This is a genomic window from Thermocoleostomius sinensis A174, from assembly GCF_026802175.1.
In the GTDB taxonomy this organism is placed as follows: domain Bacteria; phylum Cyanobacteriota; class Cyanobacteriia; order Elainellales; family Elainellaceae; genus Thermocoleostomius; species Thermocoleostomius sinensis.
In genome coordinates this window covers 690112-709367 of the sequence record NZ_CP113797.1, presented here as the reverse complement: position 1 = coordinate 709367, position 19256 = coordinate 690112, and the positions used below count along the sequence as shown (strand labels likewise).

The window sequence follows — 19256 nt, the reverse complement described above, 5'->3', positions numbered from 1 at the left end:
GTTCTTAACCTGCCGTCTGCGCGATCGACAGCAACTCCAGAATACGCTGAAGCGGAATGTCCACATAGTCAGGACGATTTTCTAATTCGTATCCCAACTCATAGACCACCTTTTCTAGCAGGAAAGCATCCAGCAGGACTTGCAGTTCCTGTGGCTCTTTGGGCAAGAAGGCAGCACCGTTGGCGGTTCGGAGATACTGCTGTAAGAAGGCCACCGCTGCCCAACTATAGAAGAAGTGGGCCCACTGTTCCATCAAAGGCAAATTCTCCGGGCGAATCATGCCGCTTTCTTCCTCATGACGCAACGCGACACGAGAAGCATAGTAGAACGACTGCAACATGCCGGCCACATCCCGCAACGGCGATCGCTTCATGCGTCGTTCACTCAGCGATCGATTTGGCTCACCCTCAAAGTCAATAATGACAAAATCTTTGCCCGTATACAGCACTTCTTCCAGATGGAAATTGCCGTGGCAGCGGGTGCGCATTGTGGTAATGGGTTGTTCCAGCACTAGTTTGAACCGATCCATTAACCTCTCGCGGTGGGTTAGCACCGATTTGGCTAGCGGTTGCAGATCTTCGGGTAAATGCTTCAGTTGCTTTTGTAGCGACAGCAGCACCTTACCAGACTGGTTGCGCATGTATTGATAAATCGATCGCTGATAGAAAGAAGTAAATTCCTCGGGAGCAAAGCTAGGATTGTCAGTATCCGCCGCTAACGCCAAGTGCATTTCGGCCGCCCGCTGTCCTAACAGTTCTGCCGCTCGAATTTGCCCGCCCATCATTTCATAGGCTAACGTGGGGATTTCTTCCTCAGTGGTTGCCTTCAGCACATTCAGCGGCAGGGAAATATCAGCAATATCTACCTGCTTTGTTAGCACCTCCACATAGGCATCGCGCAAATTGTCCAGCACATACGACCAAGCATCACGGGTTTCGGGAATGTATTTCTGCAATACTCCCAGCGTCACTGGGTCGGCTCCTTTGCGGCGATATTCCAGATAACCAGCTACTGGTGCAATATTATCTGGCAGCGGCAGTCCTAGATTGGTAGAAGATTCGGTCAAGAAGCGCCCAATTTCCAGATCGGAGTTGATGCAATCATCGACTTGGTGGAACAGCTTCAGGAAAAAGCGCTCGCCATACCCCACCAGCGTATTGGTTCGTTCGCGCCGCAGCAGATGAGGATCAACCCCACAGGCCGCTTGAGGACTGGCCACCAACGACTGTGTTGGTTGGGTTCCCTCCAGACAAAGCTGATCAAACAAATCGGTGGGGGTGGCAATGACCTCACCCACGTTGCCAGCATAGCGTCGCTTTTGCCCGATCGCCGTCAGTGGAATGGTCAAAAACGCTTTATCCACTACGGCATCAAACAAAATTCCCGTGGTGTTTTTGCCTTGCACATAGGCAATCGCATGTTCACTGATGTGGGACTCGATCGTCAATCCATCACCAGTTTCCGCAAAGCCCAACGGCAGCACATAGGTTTCGGGAATGCCTTCAGTGAAGGAAACTTTCACAATCACCATATGATGGGCATGGGCAGGCGCCGTTTCCTGAGATGACTCCATCGGGACGGCATCAATAATTTCCAGCGTTTGCAGAATTCGAATCTTGCTGCCCATCCAGCGACAGGTGCGCAGGTAATCTAACAGTACGCTCTCCAGAGCAATTTTCGATTCGGTGCGGGTGTATACATCTTGCCAGTGACCATTAGCCAACACCACGGGCAACTGCATCTGTGGTTTGGGAAGCTCGACCAAACTGGTTTGGAACTGAAGCGTGAACCAATAGAAAGCATGAGGCCCCAAGCTGAGGAAATAGGGATCTTCGCCCACCGCCGGAAACTCGGTACGGCCAAAAATTTCTACTGGCACAGCCCCTTTAAATGCTGATAGATCGAGTTCCACTGCCTGCACAAATCGAGATAGGTTCGCCACCACTAAGATATGTTCACCCTCATAGGTGCGAGTAAATGCTAGCACCTTGCGGTTTTCTGGATAGAGTAGCTCGAACGTCCCCCGACCAAAGGCTTTAAAGCGACTGCGGACAGCAATCAACCGCTTTGTCCACCACCATAGCGAGTTAGGATTGGCGCGTTGGGCTTCCACATTCACCGTTTCGTAGTGATATTCTGGATCGACAATCACTGGCAAAAACAGCTTCTGCGGGTTGGTGCGGCTGAAGCCCGCGTTGCGATCGGCACTCCACTGCATCGGGGTGCGGACACCATTGCGATCGCCCAAGTAGATGTTGTCGCCCATGCCAATCTCATCACCATAGTAGAGCACAGGTGTTCCCGGCATTGACAGCAACAGGCTGTTTAACAACTCAATGCGGCGGCGATTGTTACCCTGCAATGGCGCTAGGCGACGGCGAATCCCAAGGTTGATGCGTGCCTGTGGATCTTGGGCATAGACTTTATACATGTAATCGCGGTCTTCATCGCTAACCATCTCCAGTGTTAGCTCATCGTGGTTGCGCAAAAACACCGCCCACTGGCAATTGCTGGGAATCTGCGGCGTCTGCTGAAGAATATCCAGAATTGGGAAACTATCTTCCATTTGCAGCGACATGAATAGGCGCGGCATCAGCGGGAAGTGGAAGTTCATGTGGCATTCATCGCCCTGCCCATAGTATTCTGCGGCATCTTCGGGCCACTGGTTTGCTTCCGCCAACAACATGCGATTGGGAAACTTTTCGTCAATGTGGGCCCGCAGCTTTTTCAGAAACAGGTGAGTTTGGGGCAGGTTTTCGCAGATAGTGCCTTCTTGTTCATAGAGATAGGGCACTGCATCTAACCGCATTCCATCTACACCCATCTCAAGCCAGAAATCGACGACATCAAAAATGGCCTTTTGTAGTTCTGGGTGCTCAAAGTTGAGATCGGGCTGATGGGAATAGAACCGATGCCAATAGTAAGCTTTGGCAACAGGGTCCCATGTCCAGTTGGAGGTTTCAAAATCCTTAAAAATAATCCGGACACCCCGGTATTTCTCTGGCGTATCACTCCACACGTAAAAATCGCGTTCACTGCTGCCTGGAGGTGCTTTGCGGGCCCGTTGAAACCAGGGATGTTGATCGGAAGTATGATTAACAATTAGCTCAATGATGACGCGAATGCCCCGCTGGTGGGCGGCATCTAGGAACATTTGAAAGTCCTCTAGGTTGCCATAGATTGGATTGACGCTATTGTAATCGGCAATATCATAGCCATCGTCCCGCAGCGGTGACGGGAAGAACGGCAGTATCCAGATCGCTGTGACTCCAAGATCTTGAATGTAATCGAGCTTTTCGGTTAATCCTCGAAAATCACCAATTCCGTCTCCGTCGCTATCTGCAAACGCTTTGACGGGAACCTCATAAATAATTGCGTCCTTAAACCAAAGGGGGTCATCACTTAACGGTGATTTGTGCATAGTGCCTCAGTCCAATATCCCAGAGTGCCAGAGTGTGTAAATGAGAGTGTCCTATTCAGGTGAACGTGTTCCGGTCGTTAAAAAGCCTTGCAACAAGCTCAGCAGCGTCGCAGAGTTACCCATCGCTGGGTCCGTGTATCTTAATTTTTGCAATCTAACGATCTCTTTCGTGTAGAACGAAACAGTCTTGACTTTATTAAGATCTCTATCCCACGATACAGACTTTCCCCCTTTCCCTTGGACTATCTTAAGGAGTAGGAATCAGAGCAAGCGATCGGGAGTTCCGCTTCAGAGCGCGATTGCAACCCTATCTAGAACTCTGAGCCTAGACTTACGATCAAGCCAAATGAAGGGCCAGTAGAGCCAGAACTGTGAAGGTACTCCTTCTTTATCCTACCGAGCAATAGAGAGATAGCTGGTATTAAGATTAGCGATCGATCATCAAAGCGCTTGATGAGCAAAGCGCGATAATGGAATAGCTAATCGGACCAAAGGGGTAAAGACTAACGCAAACAGGGAATCACTTGCAGGATTCCATTCCCTGCATCAGCAATGGTAAAGTCAGATGCTTCCTGATGATGGCGATTCGCTCCTTCATTGAACCAAGAGAAGGCAGTAGAAGGCGATCGTCGCGCAATGTCCTGAAACGTTACATGAACTTACATAACGTTTATGAGAGTGATATAGCCTGACAAAGCTTGTCCCATGCGGGCAAACTTCCGTGAACACAGCCTCCTATTCTAAAATTTTAAGGGCATTTCCTGCGGGAATTGCGGATGTCTTAGAATCCTTCACTTGATCTTTGTAAAACTGCAACAGGCGGTTCGTTTAATCGTTATAAAGCAGGGTTTACAAATCGTGAAGAAACTGAGTAGCGTTATAGTGGCTAGAACTGTGTGCTAGAACTAGCTGGTACTATACCTCGATCGGGGCTAGTGCTGCGGTAGGGTGCTCCAACACTCGATTGGAGACAGTCTTTATTTTTAAAAATTCAAATTGTAGTTGAGTAGGAATTGCTGTGACTTTTCAACGTGCCAGTGGAATTTTGCTACACCCAACTTGCTTGCCGAGTCAGTTTGGAATTGGGGACTTGGGACAACCGGCCTATGCGTTCGTTGATTTTCTTGAACGCAGCGGACAGAAACTATGGCAGATTTTGCCTTTGGGCCCAACCGGCTACGAACATTCACCCTACATCATGAATTTCAGCACGTTTGCTGGCAATCCTCTGATGATTAGCCTGGAGCAATTGGCGGAGGACGGTTTGTTGAATTCAGAAGAATTGACGCCGCTGCCGTCAGACGCTGATTCGCGCTATGCCCGTGTGGATTTTGCTCAGGTGATTCCTCATAAGTACGGGTTACTGAAGACAGCATTCGATCGCTTTCAACAGTTGCCCTCCAGCCCCGACTATGAAACCTTTTGCCAAGAACAGTCCTGGTGGCTGGATGATTTTGTGCTGTTCATGGCGCTGCTAGAAGCCCATGACTATAAGCCTTGGAACCAGTGGGAACCCGCCCTAGCCCGCCGAGAGCCGGCTGCCCTGCAAGCACACGCTGAAGCCTTGCAGGAGCAAGTGACGTTCCATCGCTTTTTGCAATTTACATTCTTTAAGCAATGGGCCAAGCTCCGAGCCTATGCTAACCAAAAGGCTATCCAAATTGTGGGCGATGTCTCAATCTATGTCTGCCACAACAGTGCTGATGTGTGGGCCGCTCCCGATATGTTCAAGCTTGATCCAGACACGTTTGATCCGGCATTCATGGCTGGTGTACCACCCGATTACTTCAGCGCGACGGGGCAACTGTGGGGCAATCCGGTGTACGACTGGGACAAGATGGAGCAAACCAATTTCAAATGGTGGATCGATCGCTTCCGGGCCACGCTGCTCTATGTCGATATTGTGCGGATTGATCACTTCCGGGGATTTGAAGCCTATTGGCAGGTGCCAGGTGGGGAAACCACTGCCATGAACGGTGAATGGATCAAAGGCCCCGATGCCAAATTCTTTGAGGCGCTGAAAGCGGCGATCGGCAGTTTGCCTGTGATGGCTGAAGATTTGGGTATCATTACACCTGAAGTTGAGTTGTTGCGCGATCGGTTTGAGTTTCCCGGAATGCGGATTCTGCAATTTGCCTTTGGTGGTGGTGCTGACAATGCCTATTTGCCGCATAACTATGTCAGCAATTGTGTGGTCTATCCAGGTACGCACGACAATGACACGGCGATCGGCTGGTGGCATACAGCCAGCGAGAACGAAAAGTATCATGTTGCCCAATATCTCGGCTATGACTCGCCCGATCAGGTGCATTCAATTAATTGGGAATTCATTCGTTTGGCACTGGCGTCAGTGGCAGATTTAGCAATTATTCCTCTCCAAGATCTGCTGGATCTAGACGGCAAGGCCCGCATGAACGACCCGCGCTACAACGATGGCCAGTGGCGGTGGCGCTTCACCGATGCCAGTTTGCTCAGCCCTGAATTGAGCGATCGGCTATTGAAGTTGACACACCTGTACCGTCGTTGACTATCGCTGTTGAAGCTGACGTAAAGCTACGATGGCAAACAGGATGACTCGGCATAGAGTTGCATGACATCCCCGATCGGCATTCGAGATTGCGCCCCGATTGTCAACGGCGAAACGTGTCCCCGATTCAGGTGATCCGCCGCCGCACAGGCAATCATTGCTGCATTATCAGTGCAGTAGGTGAGGGGAGGAAACAAAACGCGCAAATTGTACTGAGCCGCTGCCATCTGTAACTTCTGTCGCAAGCCACTGTTGGCCGCCACCCCACCCCCAACGGCGATCGTCTCGATGCCATAATCCAAGGCGCAGGCGATCGTGCGTTTGGTCAGCGCTCTGGCTACGGTGTCTTGAAAACTGGCGGCTAAATCCGCTACCGGAAGTGCCCCTTGCGGTTTGAGGCTTTGGGTTAAGCGCAACACCGCTGTTTTTAATCCACTAAAGCTAGAGTCATAGCGATGAAACCCGCCCTGGGGCAGCGAGATTTGACCTTCGGGTAGGGGAAAGGCTTGCGAATTTCCAGCTTTGGCTAGGCGATCGATCACCGGACCGCCAGGATAGCCCAAATCGAGCAACCGGGCCACTTTGTCAAATGCCTCACCCGCTGCATCATCGCGAGTTTGGCCCAAGGTTTCGTAATGTCCGCAATCCTTGACATGGATCAAGCTAGTGTGCCCACCTGATACGAGCAAACACAGAAACGGCGGTTCTAAGCTTGGCTCACTCAAATAAGAAGCGTAAATATGTCCTTCTAGATGGTGAATACCCAAAAATGGCTTTTGGTAGAGCATTGCCAAAGTTTTGCCCACCGTTAGTCCCACCAGCAACGCCCCAATTAACCCCGGCGCACAGGTAGCCGCGATGCCGTCAATATCTGCCCAAGTCAGACCCGATTGCTGAATTGCCTGCTCGATCGCCCAGTTCACGGTTTCCACATGTTGCCGCGAGGCCATCTCTGGCACAACCCCACCATACGCTTGATGCGTCGCAATTTGAGATGACACGATATTACTCAGCACCGTGCGGTCGCGTACAATTGCACACGAGGTTTCGTCACAACTAGTTTCGATCGCCAGAACGGTTGCCATAATGCTTGACTGTTTGACTATTTAGTTAGATTCGTTCCCACCCTCACCCCAAGTGCTCATCATTGTATTTCATCAATTGGTTTCATCAATTCAAAAGATTGAAGAAATGTTGAGTTTTTTGGAGTTACCTGTTGACAGAAGGCGCAGTCTGTAATTATCGGTTCTATTGAGTTTTTGCCAACAATCACCGACGTAAACTTCTTTTAAAAGCTTAACGCGATCGGGTGTAACTAAGGAGTATGATTGCTCTGACAGTCTAATCCTTCATGTACAAAAAACTTAAAGTTTTGTACATAAAAATTGCTTTTTGTAAACAAAGGGAAACAACTCCATGCGAAGATTGTTTGCTCTAGTTCTAGTTCTTTTCCTGTGGCTTAACTTTGCTCCGCCAGCATCTGCGGATGTAGCGGGATTGACTCCCTGTGGAGAATCAAAAGCGTTCCTGCAACGGGCTGCCAATGCTAGAACTTCTCAAGCAAAAGCTCGGTTTGAAGCGTATGCTAACTCCAACGTCCTCTGCGGCGATGATGGCTTACCCCACTTAGTTGTAGACGGTCGGCTGGGACACTTGGGTGAATTCATTATCCCTAGCCTTCTCTTTCTGTATATTGCAGGATGGATTGGTTGGGTTGGACGCGCCTACCTGATTGCAGTACGCGATGATAAATCTCCCGAAATGAAGGAGATCATCATCGATGTGCCGCTGGCCCTGCGAATTATGTTGACGGGCTTTACTTGGCCGTTGGCGGCTCTTGGAGAGTTCACCACGGGCAAGTTAACGGTTCCTGATCGGCAAATTCCTGTTTCTCCTCGGTAGTTACCCAGTTTTGGAGTGTGTCCATGCAGTACCTAACCAAGTACCTTTCGACGGCCCCAGTATTATTGGCCGTCTGGATGTTCATCACGGCTGGTATTTTGATTGAATTCAATCGATTTTTCCCAGATCTGTTGTTTTATCCGTAAACTGTTCTCTTCCTAGACAACTCAGAGGCTCTGTTTAGATTGTCATTGTGTGATTCGAGATTGATTCCTAACCAATTGACCGATCGCACACTTTCGTTCAGCGTCTCATTTCATGATTAGAGGCAAGCGATTGAGGAAGTGATTGCGGCATTTGTGTTGCAACCATGCCCTGAAGCGTTTGCCTCTTGTTCGTTTGGTTAATTGGCGTTGCTGACATACTACAGCAGGGTGAGCTTTCCCCACCCTACTCATGCAAAGCACCAGCCAATACTCGATCGATTAACGCTTGGCCAGCTTTTTAGCCATTTTGCGCAGCCGAATGGAGGCGGGTGTCACCTCTAGCAATTCATCGGGGCCAATATATTCCAGCGCTCGTTCCAAGCTCATATCGACAGGCGCTTGAAGCTGTACCAGTTCCTCTCCACTAGAAGCGCGGTGATTCGTCAATTGCTTGGTTTTACAGACATTCAGTTCCAGATCTTGAGGACGATTGTGTTCACCAACAATCATGCCTTTGTATACCTTTGTGCCGGGGGTAATGAAGAAAACGCCGCGATCTTCCGCATTCTTCATTGCATAGAAGGTTGCTGTTCCCTCTTCAAACGCAATCAACACACCGTTACGACGGGTTTCTACTTCGCCCAAAATTGGGCGGTAGTCGAGAAAACTGTGGTTCATGATGCCATCCCCACGAGTCAGCCGCATAAACTCACCGCGAAAGCCAATCAGTCCACGGGCAGGAATTGTGAACTCTAGCTGACTGCGACCGTTACCCCCCACACGCATATCCTGCATTTCACCTTTGCGCTGTCCTAGTCGTTCAATACAGCCGCCAACTGCCTCCTCCGGCACATCCAGCACCAGTAATTCAAACGGTTCACAGGGCTGACCATTGACTTCACGGTAGATCACCTGCGGCTGAGAAACCTGGAACTCATAGCCTTCCCGACGCATGGTTTCAATCAAGATACCGAGGTGCAATTCGCCACGACCGGAAACCAGGTATTTATCAGGTGAATCGGTTTCTTCAACGCGCAAAGCCACATTGGTTTCTAACTCGCGGAACAAGCGATCGCGCAATTGCCGAGAGGTGACAAAGTTTCCTTCCTGTCCAGCAAACGGTGAATCGTTCACCCAGAAGGTCATCTGTAACGTCGGTTCATCGACTTTAATCAGCGGCAGGGCTTGCGGTTCATTCGGATCGGTAATGGTTTCGCCAATATTGGCGTCGGCAAAGCCAGCAATTGCCACAATGTGTCCTGCTGAAGCCGATTCCATGTCTACGCGCTTCAACCCTTCAAAACCCAGCAATTTTGTCACTTTAGATTTGACGATCGATCCATCTTCTTTCACCAACGCAGCTTGCTGCCCCATACGAATTTCGCCATTGTGAATACGACCAATCACAATCCGTCCCAGATAGTCGGAATAATCTAGCGTTGTCACCTGAAGTTGCAGTGGCTTAGCCGGATCACCAACCGGAGGCGGCACATGGTCGAGAATTTCTTCAAACAACGGCTGCATATCTACCGATTCAGCCTCCAGATCTTTTTTGGCATAGCCTGCCAGTCCGGAGGCGAACAGGTAGGGAAATTCGCACTGATCGTCATCTGCGCCCAGTTCCAAAAACAGATCCAACACTTTATCAATGGCACCGTAGGGATCAGCTTGGGGGCGATCGATTTTATTCACCACGACGATTGGGCGCAGCCCTTTTTCCAGCGCTTTTTTTAGCACAAAACGGGTTTGTGGCATCGGGCCTTCATTGGCATCCACAATCAAAATACAGCCATCAACCATGCCCAAAACCCGCTCCACCTCACCGCCAAAGTCAGCGTGACCGGGTGTATCAACGATGTTGATTAGCGTATCTTTGTAGTGAACCGCCGTGTTTTTAGACAGAATTGTAATGCCGCGTTCCCGCTCCAGATCGTTGGAGTCCATCACACAATCCGGAACTTCCTCACCTTCGCGGAACGTGCCGGACTGCTTCAAAAGAGCGTCAACAAGGGTTGTTTTGCCGTGATCAACGTGGGCAATGATGGCAACATTGCGAATAGGCAGAGTCATAAGAAAGTTCCGGTATGAATGGAGAATAGGCAATGAGGGTTAATAGGGGATTATCGAAACTGGAATTTCAATCGTTTTCGTTCCTACCTGCGGTAGATCAGGAACAGGCGATCGACCCGACAAAATCTCTAAACGATCTCCGTCTGAACTCCAGAATCTAAAATCGGCTAGCTTCTTAACAAAGTTTTCCTTGTGATATCACCAACATTTGTGTAAAGAAGCCGTAATGATCTTAGCTTAATTGATCCCAAAGCGATTGGGTGAGTTTACCCGATCGTCCTAGGGCTTATTCTTCGAATTGAAGGGGAATAACATCCGCTCCCGTCATAACTAAGGCAACTAGCAGCAAGCAGTGGCGTTGGTTGTCCTAGTCTGTCAGGCTTACGATTTAATGTAATTTTTTAATGTAATTGTGCATGATCGGCAATCTTGACGGAACGGACTAGAGAGCCATTGCCGCAGGTTTTGGCCAGCGCCCTGTCGCCTGCCCAATCAGCGATAATTCTGCTTGCATGAGTCGATCGAAGCGCTCTGGAGTGAGGGATTGGGGTCCATCCGAAAGCGCTTTGGCAGGGTTGGGGTGCACTTCAATCATCAACGCATCTGTGCCTGCTGCAATGGCTGCCATTGCCATCGCCGGGACATATTCAGCTTTCCCCGTGCCGTGGCTAGGATCAATCATGATTGGCAGATGCGTCAACGATCGCAGCACTGGAATGACAGCGAGATCTAAGGTATTGCGGGCATATTGTCGATCGAAGGTGCGAATACCACGCTCGCACAAAATCACATTGGGATTGCCAGCTGCCAAAATATATTCTGCTGCCATCAACCACTCGTCGATCGTGGCAGACATGCCGCGCTTTAGCAGTACTGGCTTATCTTGCGCCCCCACCTTCTTCAACAGCGAAAAATTCTGCATGTTGCGAGCGCCCACCTGAAGCACGTCGGCTACTTCCGCAATTCTGTCAAGATCAGCAGTGTCCATCACCTCGGTAATAATGCCCAAGCCACTGGCCGCTCGTGCCGCTGCCAGCAATTCCAAGGCGCTTTCGCCGTGACCTTGAAAAGCATAGGGCGAGGTACGCGGCTTGTAAGCGCCGCCCCGCAGAAATTGAGCACCTGATGCCTTGACGCGCTGGGCCGTTTCAATTATCATGGCTTCGTTTTCCACCGAGCAAGGACCGGCCACCACCACAATCGGCGCCTGTTCGCTAAACGGGATGACGTCATTAGGAGTAGGCACCATCACCTCACTGGGTTCACCATGACGATACTCGCGGCTGACCCGCTTGAACGGCTTCTCTACCCGCAATACCTGTTCAATCCAGGGACTCATATCCTGCATTTGTAGGGCATCTAGATCGATCGTGTCTCCCACTAAACCAATTACGGTTTTGTGTTTGCCCACAATCGTTTCTGGTGTCAGTCCCCAGGACTGAAACTCCTGATTGAGCCGAGCCACTTCCTCATCAGGAGCACCAACTTTCATGACCACGATCATGGTTTCTACCCTCGTTTAGGATTGTTACGTGCTGCTTCCCGTGCCGCTTTTCGTTGCGCCTGCCAAGTCCCGGTCATCCGTCCCCAATTTGTTGCAAACTCAGCAAACCCCAACCGACTGCCTGGTATGTCTTCATCCCATGAGGCCGACAGCGCCCCGTAGCTTAAACCCACAACACCCAGACCAAAAAAGCCCAAACTTACCAGCAACACAGCATAGGTAGGGACTGCATAGAGATCATTAGCGATGACGAGATAGCTGACCACAAACGTAGACATCCCCAGGAACGTCGGCAGTCCACAAAAAACTGCCATTCGCTTTACCATGCGACGGCTAACCCTTTCTGGAATTCCAGCGGTTGAGTGAGCGTTCAATCGAGGGGAAGATGAACTAGATGCGGCTGGCTTTGGGACAGCAGTGGGGGATTTGGCAACTCTTTGTTCAGGTTTGCGAGCGACTTGCTTGCGGCTTTTGACTGGCTCGAAGGGCAGGGGCTGGCGATCAGCATCTGATGAACTAGAGCTTGAATCGGGCAACTTGGGAGACATAGCAAATCTTAACCCCGGATACCTAAACGCCCAATCAAAGCGCGATAGCGTTCCTGATCTTGTTTCTGGATGTAAGCCAAAAGACGCTTGCGCTGACCAATCATTTTCAGCAACCCCCGGCGAGAGGCATGATCTTTCTTGTTTTGCTGAAGATGAAGGCTAAGTTTGTTGATGCGCTCGGTCAGCATCGCCACCTGCACATCGGCAGACCCCGTATCCGTGTCGTGAATTTGGTACTCGGAGATAATCTCTTGCTTACGATCTTGCAGTAGTGCCATGAATTCAGTCTATTCCTATCAATTCTCATGCAGTCAACCATACTATCATACCTGCTTCATCGATTGGGGTAAAAGATGTGAGAATGAAGTCAACGCTATTGTTTGGCATTCAAATGAGTATTCTTGGGGACACTGTGCTTAAAAGCACTACATTTAGCCATCACTCAACAGTAGAGTCTAGTTCGGTCGCTTAATCTCAAAGCAACTGCGGCAACGGTTGGCTTAAAAGCACACCATCTGGCAGCTAGAAATAGCAAAGTTTGAGCAACGTGAAATAGCACCATAAGGTTTGGCTCCTACCCTGTGAGGCTTTACTCATGCAGTCGCCGCTCCAACGCATTCTGGTTGGCACTGTTTTCTTCATCAGCACCTTGCTGATAGCGATTACGGGCTATACCTTGCTTCAGTGCCCGTTGATTACGTCTGTTTACATGGTGATCATTACAGTGTTTGGAGTAGGCTACGGCGAGATTTGCCCGGTGCAATCTCCAGCACAGCGGATTTTCACAATCTTTGTGATTGTGGCAGGTTATGGCTCGGCGGCGTATACCGTAGGAGGATTTATTCAAATGATTGCCGAGGGAGAAATTAAACAGGTACTAGAACAGCGCCGTAAAACCCGCGATATTGCCAATTTGCAAGAGCATACGATCGTTTGTGGATATGGACGCATTGGGCAAGTGTTAGCGCACAAACTGGCGGCAGCCAATCAGCCGTTTGTCATTATTGACCAAGACCCGGAGCGACTGACCGATGCGGAGGAATTGGGCTATCGCGTTTGTCAAGGCAATGCATCGGATGAGCAGGTATTGCAGACAGCGGGCATTGAACGGGCGAAAACCCTGGCTACTGTCTTGCCAGATGATGCCCTGAATGTGTTCATTACCTTAACGGCACGCGGGTTAAATCCACAACTGACGATTGTGGCGCGGGGAGAATTGCCGTCTACCGAGAAAAAACTGTTGTTAGCCGGGGCCAATCATGTGGTCTCACCCGCCAGCATTAGCGGTATGCGCATGGCCAACTTGATCACGCATCCTAATACAATTCAGTTTCTCGATCAAAACGAAGATCGGGCCCGCTTAAACGAGCTATTGGCCCAAATGGATGTACAAGTCGATGAGCTACGTATTCCGGCCGATTCTCCCTTGGTGGGCGGTACGATCGCTGATTTAGAGGTACGCGGTAAAGGCACGTTTATTGTTGTCGCTTTGCGCAAGATCAATGGCGAGTTTCTGACCCATCCGGGACATGAGGTGCGTCTAGATGCAGGCGATACAGTAATTGTGCTGGGGCATCGGGGCGATATTCCTAATTTCAAGCGCCTGTATAACGTTAAACGAAAGTTGCGCTATCGCGGGGCGCGATCATAGGGGATTAGAGGGGAGGAAATAGCCGAGAACTGCCCAACTGGGATGCATCCTGTCCATCTACTTATCGATTCATCAACTCATCTCTTACCTTTCTTCTTCTCTCCTTCAGTCACGTCGCAAACGACGCGGAAGCCAATGAATTTATTGCGGGTGGTGGGAAGATCGCGATCGCGATAGGTCGATCGGCAAGCTCCGGGGTCTTTATTCCAAGCTCCACCCCGCAACAGACGAGGAGCATCCGGATCGTCTACCAGCCACGGTTGACCATTGCTGGGCGCGCCTTCGTAATTGTCGTGCCAGTGATCAGCGCACCACTCCCAAATATTGCCGTGCATGTCGTGTAGCCCAAACGCATTAGCGGGAAAGCTGCCGATTGGAGTAGTTTGCTCGCGGTAAACGCCCTTTGGTCCGTCTTCATAGGTCAAGTTGCCATTGTAGTTGGCCAAATCTGGGGTGATGGTTTCGCCAAAATGAAACGGCGTTAATGTGCCAGCGCGACAGGCATATTCCCACTCGGCTTCGGAGGGTAAGCGGTAGGTGCGTTTGGTGCGGCGCGATATCCGTTGGCAGAACTCGATCGCATCGTACCAAGACACCATTTCCACGGGGCGATCGGGGCTTTTGAATCGGGATGGATCGGGATTGAGATCAATACGGACTTTGGGTAGGGCAGCTACGGCTTTCCATTGGGCTTGAGTGACGGGAAACATCCCCATGAAAAACGGTTCGATGGTAACAGCATGTTGGGGGCTTTCGACGCTTTCCACACTGCGATCGGCGGGCATTCCCATCAAAAAATCGCCACCAGGAATCGCTACCATTTCCATAATTGTGCCGTTCCCCAGTTCTTCGGTAAAAAATTCTACCTCTCCGGCTCGACGCACGGTTTCTTGACCAAACACGTTCACACTCAGCACATCCAAGTTCATGGTCAACACGTTGATCAGGGGATCTTGTTCAACAATGTGCTGAAGCAACGTGGCAGCGGGTTTGGTCGGGTGTAGGGTTCCTATCCAAGGAGAAGAGGGCGGCAATTCTACCGCTTGCTTCAAGGCTTGCAGTGCTTCCCGCGCCGATGGATAGCGTTGGGCATAGCGATCGCGCACCATCGTTTGCAGCACATCGGCAAAGCGATCGTCGATTTCTACTTGATCGCGCCAGATGATGTCGCCTGTGTAGGGATCTTCGGGCAGCGACAGAGGATATACCCCACTCAAGGCTTCCACCGCGATCATACCAACCGCATAGACATCGCTGCACAGGCGGGGTTTCCCTTTAGCCTGTTCGGTGGGCATGTATCCCATCGTGCCAATAACAACCGAGGTGGCCACTTGCCCGATCGGATTGACCGTCATGGTACTAAATTCTTTCACTGCACCAAAATCGATCAAAACCAATTTTCCATCGGGGCGGCGCATCACATTTTCGGGCTTAATGTCGCGGTGAATCACTCCATTTTCATGAACGAAGACCAAAATTTCCAAGATGTCATGTAGCATTCGCACCACATGATCTTGGTTGAGACGACGCCCTGGACGAATTTCCTTGCGCAGCGAGTGCCCTTCTATGTAGTCCTGAATGATAAATAGTTCTTGCTCGACGGCGAAATGGGCCAACAGTCGAGGAATTTGGGGATGACGTCCCAATCGCTCCAGCACATCCGCTTCTTGTTCAAAAAAATCCAGAATCCGAAAATCGGTTACGCCAGGTTTGAGGCGCTTCACGACACAGCGAGGTTCCCTGGGTCGCTTCTGATCTCTGGCTAAATAGGTTTCTCCAAACGCGCCTTCACCGAGCTTGGAAAGAATTAAATATCGCCCATCTAGCAATTGTCCCAACATGAAGTTCGATCGGTCGCCCGCCTTATCAATCGCCCACCTTAGTATAGGCAAGAGAACTAGAACAGGGAAGCAAACAGCAAGGTGAATTGGCAAAATTGCTTGCTAGAGGCTAGATGAAGCTGTCGGACATACCACTCGGCAATGGTGGATCAGTTCGACTGTGATAGCTCCGACTGTGATAACCAAGACCCGCAAGAATTTACAAGACGCAAATCAAGACACCATCTACGATAGGTTTCAGCATTGAGAGCATGTGGGATGAACAAACCATTTGCCAAGCAGGAACAAGCCAAGGCATGGCAGTTGCCAGCCCTTGAGAATTTAGAGGTTCTCCATGCTACCTATCGAACTCACACCTTTGCTCGGCATGTGCATGAAGAATTTTGCCTGGGCATCATTGTGGGGGGCGTAGAAGCAGTTCGCTATCGCGGGACAACGCACATTGCACCTACTGGTAGCTTGGTGGTGTTTCAGCCAGATGAAGGGCACAGCAACTGGGCTGCCACTGCTGCCGGATGGAGCTTTCAGGTGATTTATCCGGCGATCGACCTGTTGCAGCGAGCGATCGGAGCCGAAGAGACCACAATAGCCATGCCGTTCTTTGCCGACCCCATCATTGCCGATCGATCGTTGTTTTGTCAGATATCCCAGTTTCATGCCCAACTGGCCCACCCTCAAACAACGATTCAGTTAGAGCAAGAATCGCAGTTGCTAGCAATTTTGCAAACCTTAGTCACTTGTCATGCCGTGTGGCACAAGCCCAATCAGTTTACGATTGGACGCGAACATCGCGCAGTGAAACAAATCAAAGACTATCTGCAAGTTTATTATGCGCAAGATCCATCATTAGAAGATTTATCGACTGTGTGTGGCTTAAGTCCGTTTCATCTAGCGCGAGTATTTCGCAAAGCTACCGGGCTGCCCCCCCATGCCTATCTCATTTCCTTACGCATTGCCCATGCCAAAATCCACCTGTGTCAAAACCGATCGTTAGCTGAGATTGCGATCGACTTGGGCTTTACCGATCAAAGCCACTTCACCCATACCTTCAAAGCGTGGGTAGGCATTCCACCTGGACAATACCGAACTCAGATAAAGTCTGGGTAAACCACCCCTCGAAACTAGCGGTAACGGGCAAGATGGATATTCTGGCTGTCGCCACCGATTCGCCACCGATTCTAGAGCGACTTCAGATTGTCCTTGCGTTGCTAGCCCACCGGATCACATTCGCTCGGAGATTCAATATGCCAGACACTCGCACCCTGGCGCTCAGTTCAGGCTGTTTGGCTGCACTGGGTTGGGGATTAACTGGAACGTTCATCAAACTATTGCCACAGTTCTCTACTTTTGAGATTCTAGCAATTCGCCTCGCTGTGTCGTTTGCGATGCTGCTGCCAATTCTGCTACTACGACGATCGCTGTATTGCCAACTAAAAATTTTGATTTGTCAACCAATCGTAATTTTATTGTCTAGCTTGATGGTATTTTATTATCTGTTTGCCGTTCGGGCCTTTCAACTAGCTCCTGTCAGCGATGTGGTGTTGGTGGTTGGACTGTCTCCACTGTTAGGCGTAGTGGGTAAAGTGGCAGCGCGTCAGGCTTTAAAATCTCTAGAAACCATTGGAGCCGTCACAGCCTTTAGTGGGTTGGTTCTGTTTGTGCTTCCAAAAGTGCAGGTACAAACAAGTGATGTGTCAATTTATTTCACTGGACTAGGGTTTGCGTTGTTGTCGGCCGTGGTCAGCTTAAGCTATGCTTCATTGTTTAAGCAATGTGCTAAAAACCAGCCCTTATTGAATCCAGTGCTCGTTGGGTTTATAACCTTTACCATTGGTTCCAGCGTTATGCTTCCACTAATAGTAGTTTCTAGTCCACAGTCATTCATCTCTGGGTTCAACATCGATGTGATCATAATTTCGCTGGGCTTAAGCGTGCTATCTACCGTCATTCCTACGTTGTGTTACAGTTATGCCGCCAAACATCTTTCACCGGTTTTGACTACAGCTTTAAATCTAATGACGCCAATTTTTGCTGCTGCGATCGCAGCGCTGTTATTAAACGAGTATCTTTCCCTAGTCAGCTTAATTGGGGCAGGGTTGATTCTGATCGGAATTTTGATATTATCTATTAGCTCACCATCTATTAGCACACCTCGCAAGCTCCTGAAGTAACGCCATCACTTCTTGAGCGCGCAAGGCAGGAACAAACAAATGATCATGATAATAGGCAGAAACAAGATTGGTGCTGATACCATGTGCAGCTAATTTATTAGTAATGGTTGCCAGAAATCCAACTGCCTCTAAGCTGGAATGAACAGAAAGTGTAATCATGCAAAATACGGAGATATAAGGTAGACCGGCTGCATCGGCTTGCTGGCGATCGAGAATCAGCGTCAGCCCTTCATCTTCTTTGAATAGACAAACCGGATCAACGTTAAAATTACGGTAATTTTGATCACGAATGCTGCAAAAGACATACTCTCTGTCGTGAAGAATTGGCTGCATCGATCGTAACAAAATATCGAGATTCGTTTCTCCTGACATTACTTCGCATTTTGGCTGGTGTACTCTAATCGATTGTATTCTGAGTGAAAGTGGTGAGGAGTTGGGAATGAAATTTAGTGAATTGCTGCAAGCGTTAGCACAAAGCGAAAATCATAGCCTGGTAATAAACCCTGCCTGCGACCCAGACATTACTGGCGTGGCTCAAGTGGAGCAGGCCCAGCCAGGAACCATCAGCTACATTGATGGCAACAAATTTGCCTCGGCGATCGACTCAACGGGGGCCAGTGCTCTAATTTTGCCCTTGGATGGTGCGCTGCAAACGAAAGCCACCGATCGCGAGATTGCCTGGGTCGCCTCCGATCAGCCACGCAAGTTGTTTGCGGAAACGATTGCTGTGTTCTATCAGCCATTTCAGCTAGAACCCAGCATTCATCCGACCGCGGTGATTCATCCATCGGTGCAATTAGGGAAAAACGTAGCGATCGGGGCACATGTGGTGATTCAAGCAGGAGCGACGATTGGTGCTGATGTTTGCATTCATCCCAACGTGGTGATTTATCCCGATGTGATCATTGGCGATCGAACAGTGTTGCACGCTAACTGCACAATCCACGAACGCACACGAATTGGCAAAGACTGTGTCATTCACAGTGGAGCGGTAATTGGAGCAGAGGGGTTTGGCTTTGTGCCCACTTCCGCAGGCTGGTTCAAGATGCAGCAATCGGGCTATGTGATTCTAGAAGATGAGGTGGAGGTGGGTTGTAATAGCACCATCGATCGACCAGCACTAGAAACCACTCGCATTGGTCGCCATACTAAAATCGACAATTTAGTGCATGTGGCGCATGGTTGTCAGGTGGGTGAAGCTTGCATTATGGCGGGGCAGGTGGGTTTAGCCGGAGCCGTAACCTTGGGTAAGCGGGTAATTTTAGCGGGGCAAGTCGGTATTGTAGATCATGTCAAAATTGGTGATGGGGCTATTGCCTCGGCCAAGGCCGGCGTGCATCATGATGTAGAAGCTGGTGCGATCGTTACAGGCATTCCAGCCATTCCGCACAAGTTGTTCGTCAAAGCCGCCGCTGTCTTCAGTCGATTGCCGGAAATGTATCAAACCCTGCGACGGTTGCAAAAGCAGAAATAGA

15 protein-coding genes are annotated in these 19256 nt (G+C 49.9%); 7 read left to right on the top strand and 8 right to left on the bottom strand.

Going from position 1 to position 19256, the window contains the following annotated elements; genetic code table 11:
- Positions 1–4: 4 nt before the first annotated feature.
- A complete protein-coding gene (gene treS, locus OXH18_RS03020; RefSeq protein ID WP_268610943.1) occupies positions 5–3421 on the bottom strand; it encodes a maltose alpha-D-glucosyltransferase in 3417 nt (1138 codons plus the stop codon).
- Between the two features lie 1018 nt (positions 3422–4439).
- On the opposite strand from treS, the gene malQ reads away from it, so the two are divergent.
- Entirely contained in the window at positions 4440–5948 is a 1509-nt protein-coding gene (malQ, locus tag OXH18_RS03015; protein ID WP_268610942.1) for a 4-alpha-glucanotransferase, read from the top strand.
- A gap of 26 nt (positions 5949–5974) precedes the next feature.
- Here the strand turns inward: malQ and tsaD are convergent, their stop codons facing one another.
- Positions 5975–7033 (bottom strand): tRNA (adenosine(37)-N6)-threonylcarbamoyltransferase complex transferase subunit TsaD, encoded by a 1059-nt coding sequence (gene tsaD, locus OXH18_RS03010; RefSeq protein ID WP_268610941.1) that lies wholly within the window; start codon positions 7031–7033, stop codon positions 5975–5977.
- Between the two features lie 331 nt (positions 7034–7364).
- Here tsaD and OXH18_RS03005 point away from each other — a divergent pair, with 331 nt between their 5' ends.
- Positions 7365–7850 carry a Photosystem I reaction center subunit III gene (locus tag OXH18_RS03005; protein ID WP_268610940.1) on the top strand — a complete coding sequence of 162 codons (486 nt, stop codon included), beginning with the start codon at positions 7365–7367 and terminating at the stop codon, positions 7848–7850.
- A gap of 23 nt (positions 7851–7873) precedes the next feature.
- On the top strand, positions 7874–7996 hold the full coding sequence (psaJ, locus tag OXH18_RS03000; protein ID WP_268610939.1) for a photosystem I reaction center subunit IX: 123 nt from the start codon (positions 7874–7876) through the stop codon (positions 7994–7996).
- A gap of 279 nt (positions 7997–8275) precedes the next feature.
- Here the strand turns inward: psaJ and typA are convergent, their stop codons facing one another.
- The 4 genes from typA to rpsO form a co-directional block, all read right to left on the bottom strand.
- On the bottom strand, positions 8276–10066 hold the full coding sequence (gene typA / locus OXH18_RS02995; RefSeq protein ID WP_268610938.1) for a translational GTPase TypA: 1791 nt from the start codon (positions 10064–10066) through the stop codon (positions 8276–8278).
- A 442-nt stretch (positions 10067–10508) separates the two neighbouring features.
- Positions 10509–11570: a 3-deoxy-7-phosphoheptulonate synthase gene (gene aroF / locus OXH18_RS02990; protein ID WP_268610937.1), complete on the bottom strand. Its 1062-nt coding sequence runs from the start codon at positions 11568–11570 to the stop codon at positions 10509–10511.
- Positions 11571–11575: 5 nt separating this feature from the next.
- Positions 11576–12118 carry a PAM68 family protein gene (locus tag OXH18_RS02985; RefSeq protein WP_268610936.1) on the bottom strand — a complete coding sequence of 181 codons (543 nt, stop codon included), beginning with the start codon at positions 12116–12118 and terminating at the stop codon, positions 11576–11578.
- An 8-nt stretch (positions 12119–12126) separates the two neighbouring features.
- Positions 12127–12396: a 30S ribosomal protein S15 gene (gene rpsO / locus OXH18_RS02980; protein WP_268610935.1), complete on the bottom strand. Its 270-nt coding sequence runs from the start codon at positions 12394–12396 to the stop codon at positions 12127–12129.
- 317 nt (positions 12397–12713) lie between these two features.
- On the opposite strand from rpsO, the gene OXH18_RS02975 reads away from it, so the two are divergent.
- Positions 12714–13769, top strand: coding sequence for a potassium channel family protein (locus OXH18_RS02975; RefSeq protein ID WP_268610934.1), 1056 nt, complete (start codon positions 12714–12716; stop codon positions 13767–13769).
- A gap of 77 nt (positions 13770–13846) precedes the next feature.
- On the opposite strand, the gene OXH18_RS02970 is transcribed toward OXH18_RS02975, so the two are convergent.
- Positions 13847–15661 carry a bifunctional serine/threonine-protein kinase/formylglycine-generating enzyme family protein gene (locus OXH18_RS02970; RefSeq protein ID WP_268610933.1) on the bottom strand — a complete coding sequence of 605 codons (1815 nt, stop codon included), beginning with the start codon at positions 15659–15661 and terminating at the stop codon, positions 13847–13849.
- Between the two features lie 207 nt (positions 15662–15868).
- Here OXH18_RS02970 and OXH18_RS02965 point away from each other — a divergent pair, with 207 nt between their 5' ends.
- Positions 15869–16717 (top strand): AraC family transcriptional regulator, encoded by an 849-nt coding sequence (locus OXH18_RS02965; RefSeq protein ID WP_268610932.1) that lies wholly within the window; start codon positions 15869–15871, stop codon positions 16715–16717.
- Between the two features lie 32 nt (positions 16718–16749).
- Complete coding sequence (locus OXH18_RS02960; protein WP_268610931.1) at positions 16750–17781, top strand: DMT family transporter; 1032 nt, start codon at positions 16750–16752, stop codon at positions 17779–17781.
- On the opposite strand, the gene OXH18_RS02955 is transcribed toward OXH18_RS02960, so the two are convergent.
- Positions 17743–18153 carry an ACT domain-containing protein gene (locus OXH18_RS02955; RefSeq protein WP_268610930.1) on the bottom strand — a complete coding sequence of 137 codons (411 nt, stop codon included), beginning with the start codon at positions 18151–18153 and terminating at the stop codon, positions 17743–17745. The genes OXH18_RS02960 and OXH18_RS02955 overlap by 39 nt on opposite strands.
- A 67-nt stretch (positions 18154–18220) precedes the next feature.
- Between OXH18_RS02955 and lpxD the strand changes: the two genes are divergently transcribed.
- Positions 18221–19255: a UDP-3-O-(3-hydroxymyristoyl)glucosamine N-acyltransferase gene (gene lpxD, locus OXH18_RS02950; protein ID WP_268610929.1), complete on the top strand. Its 1035-nt coding sequence runs from the start codon at positions 18221–18223 to the stop codon at positions 19253–19255.
- Position 19256 lies beyond the last annotated feature (1 nt).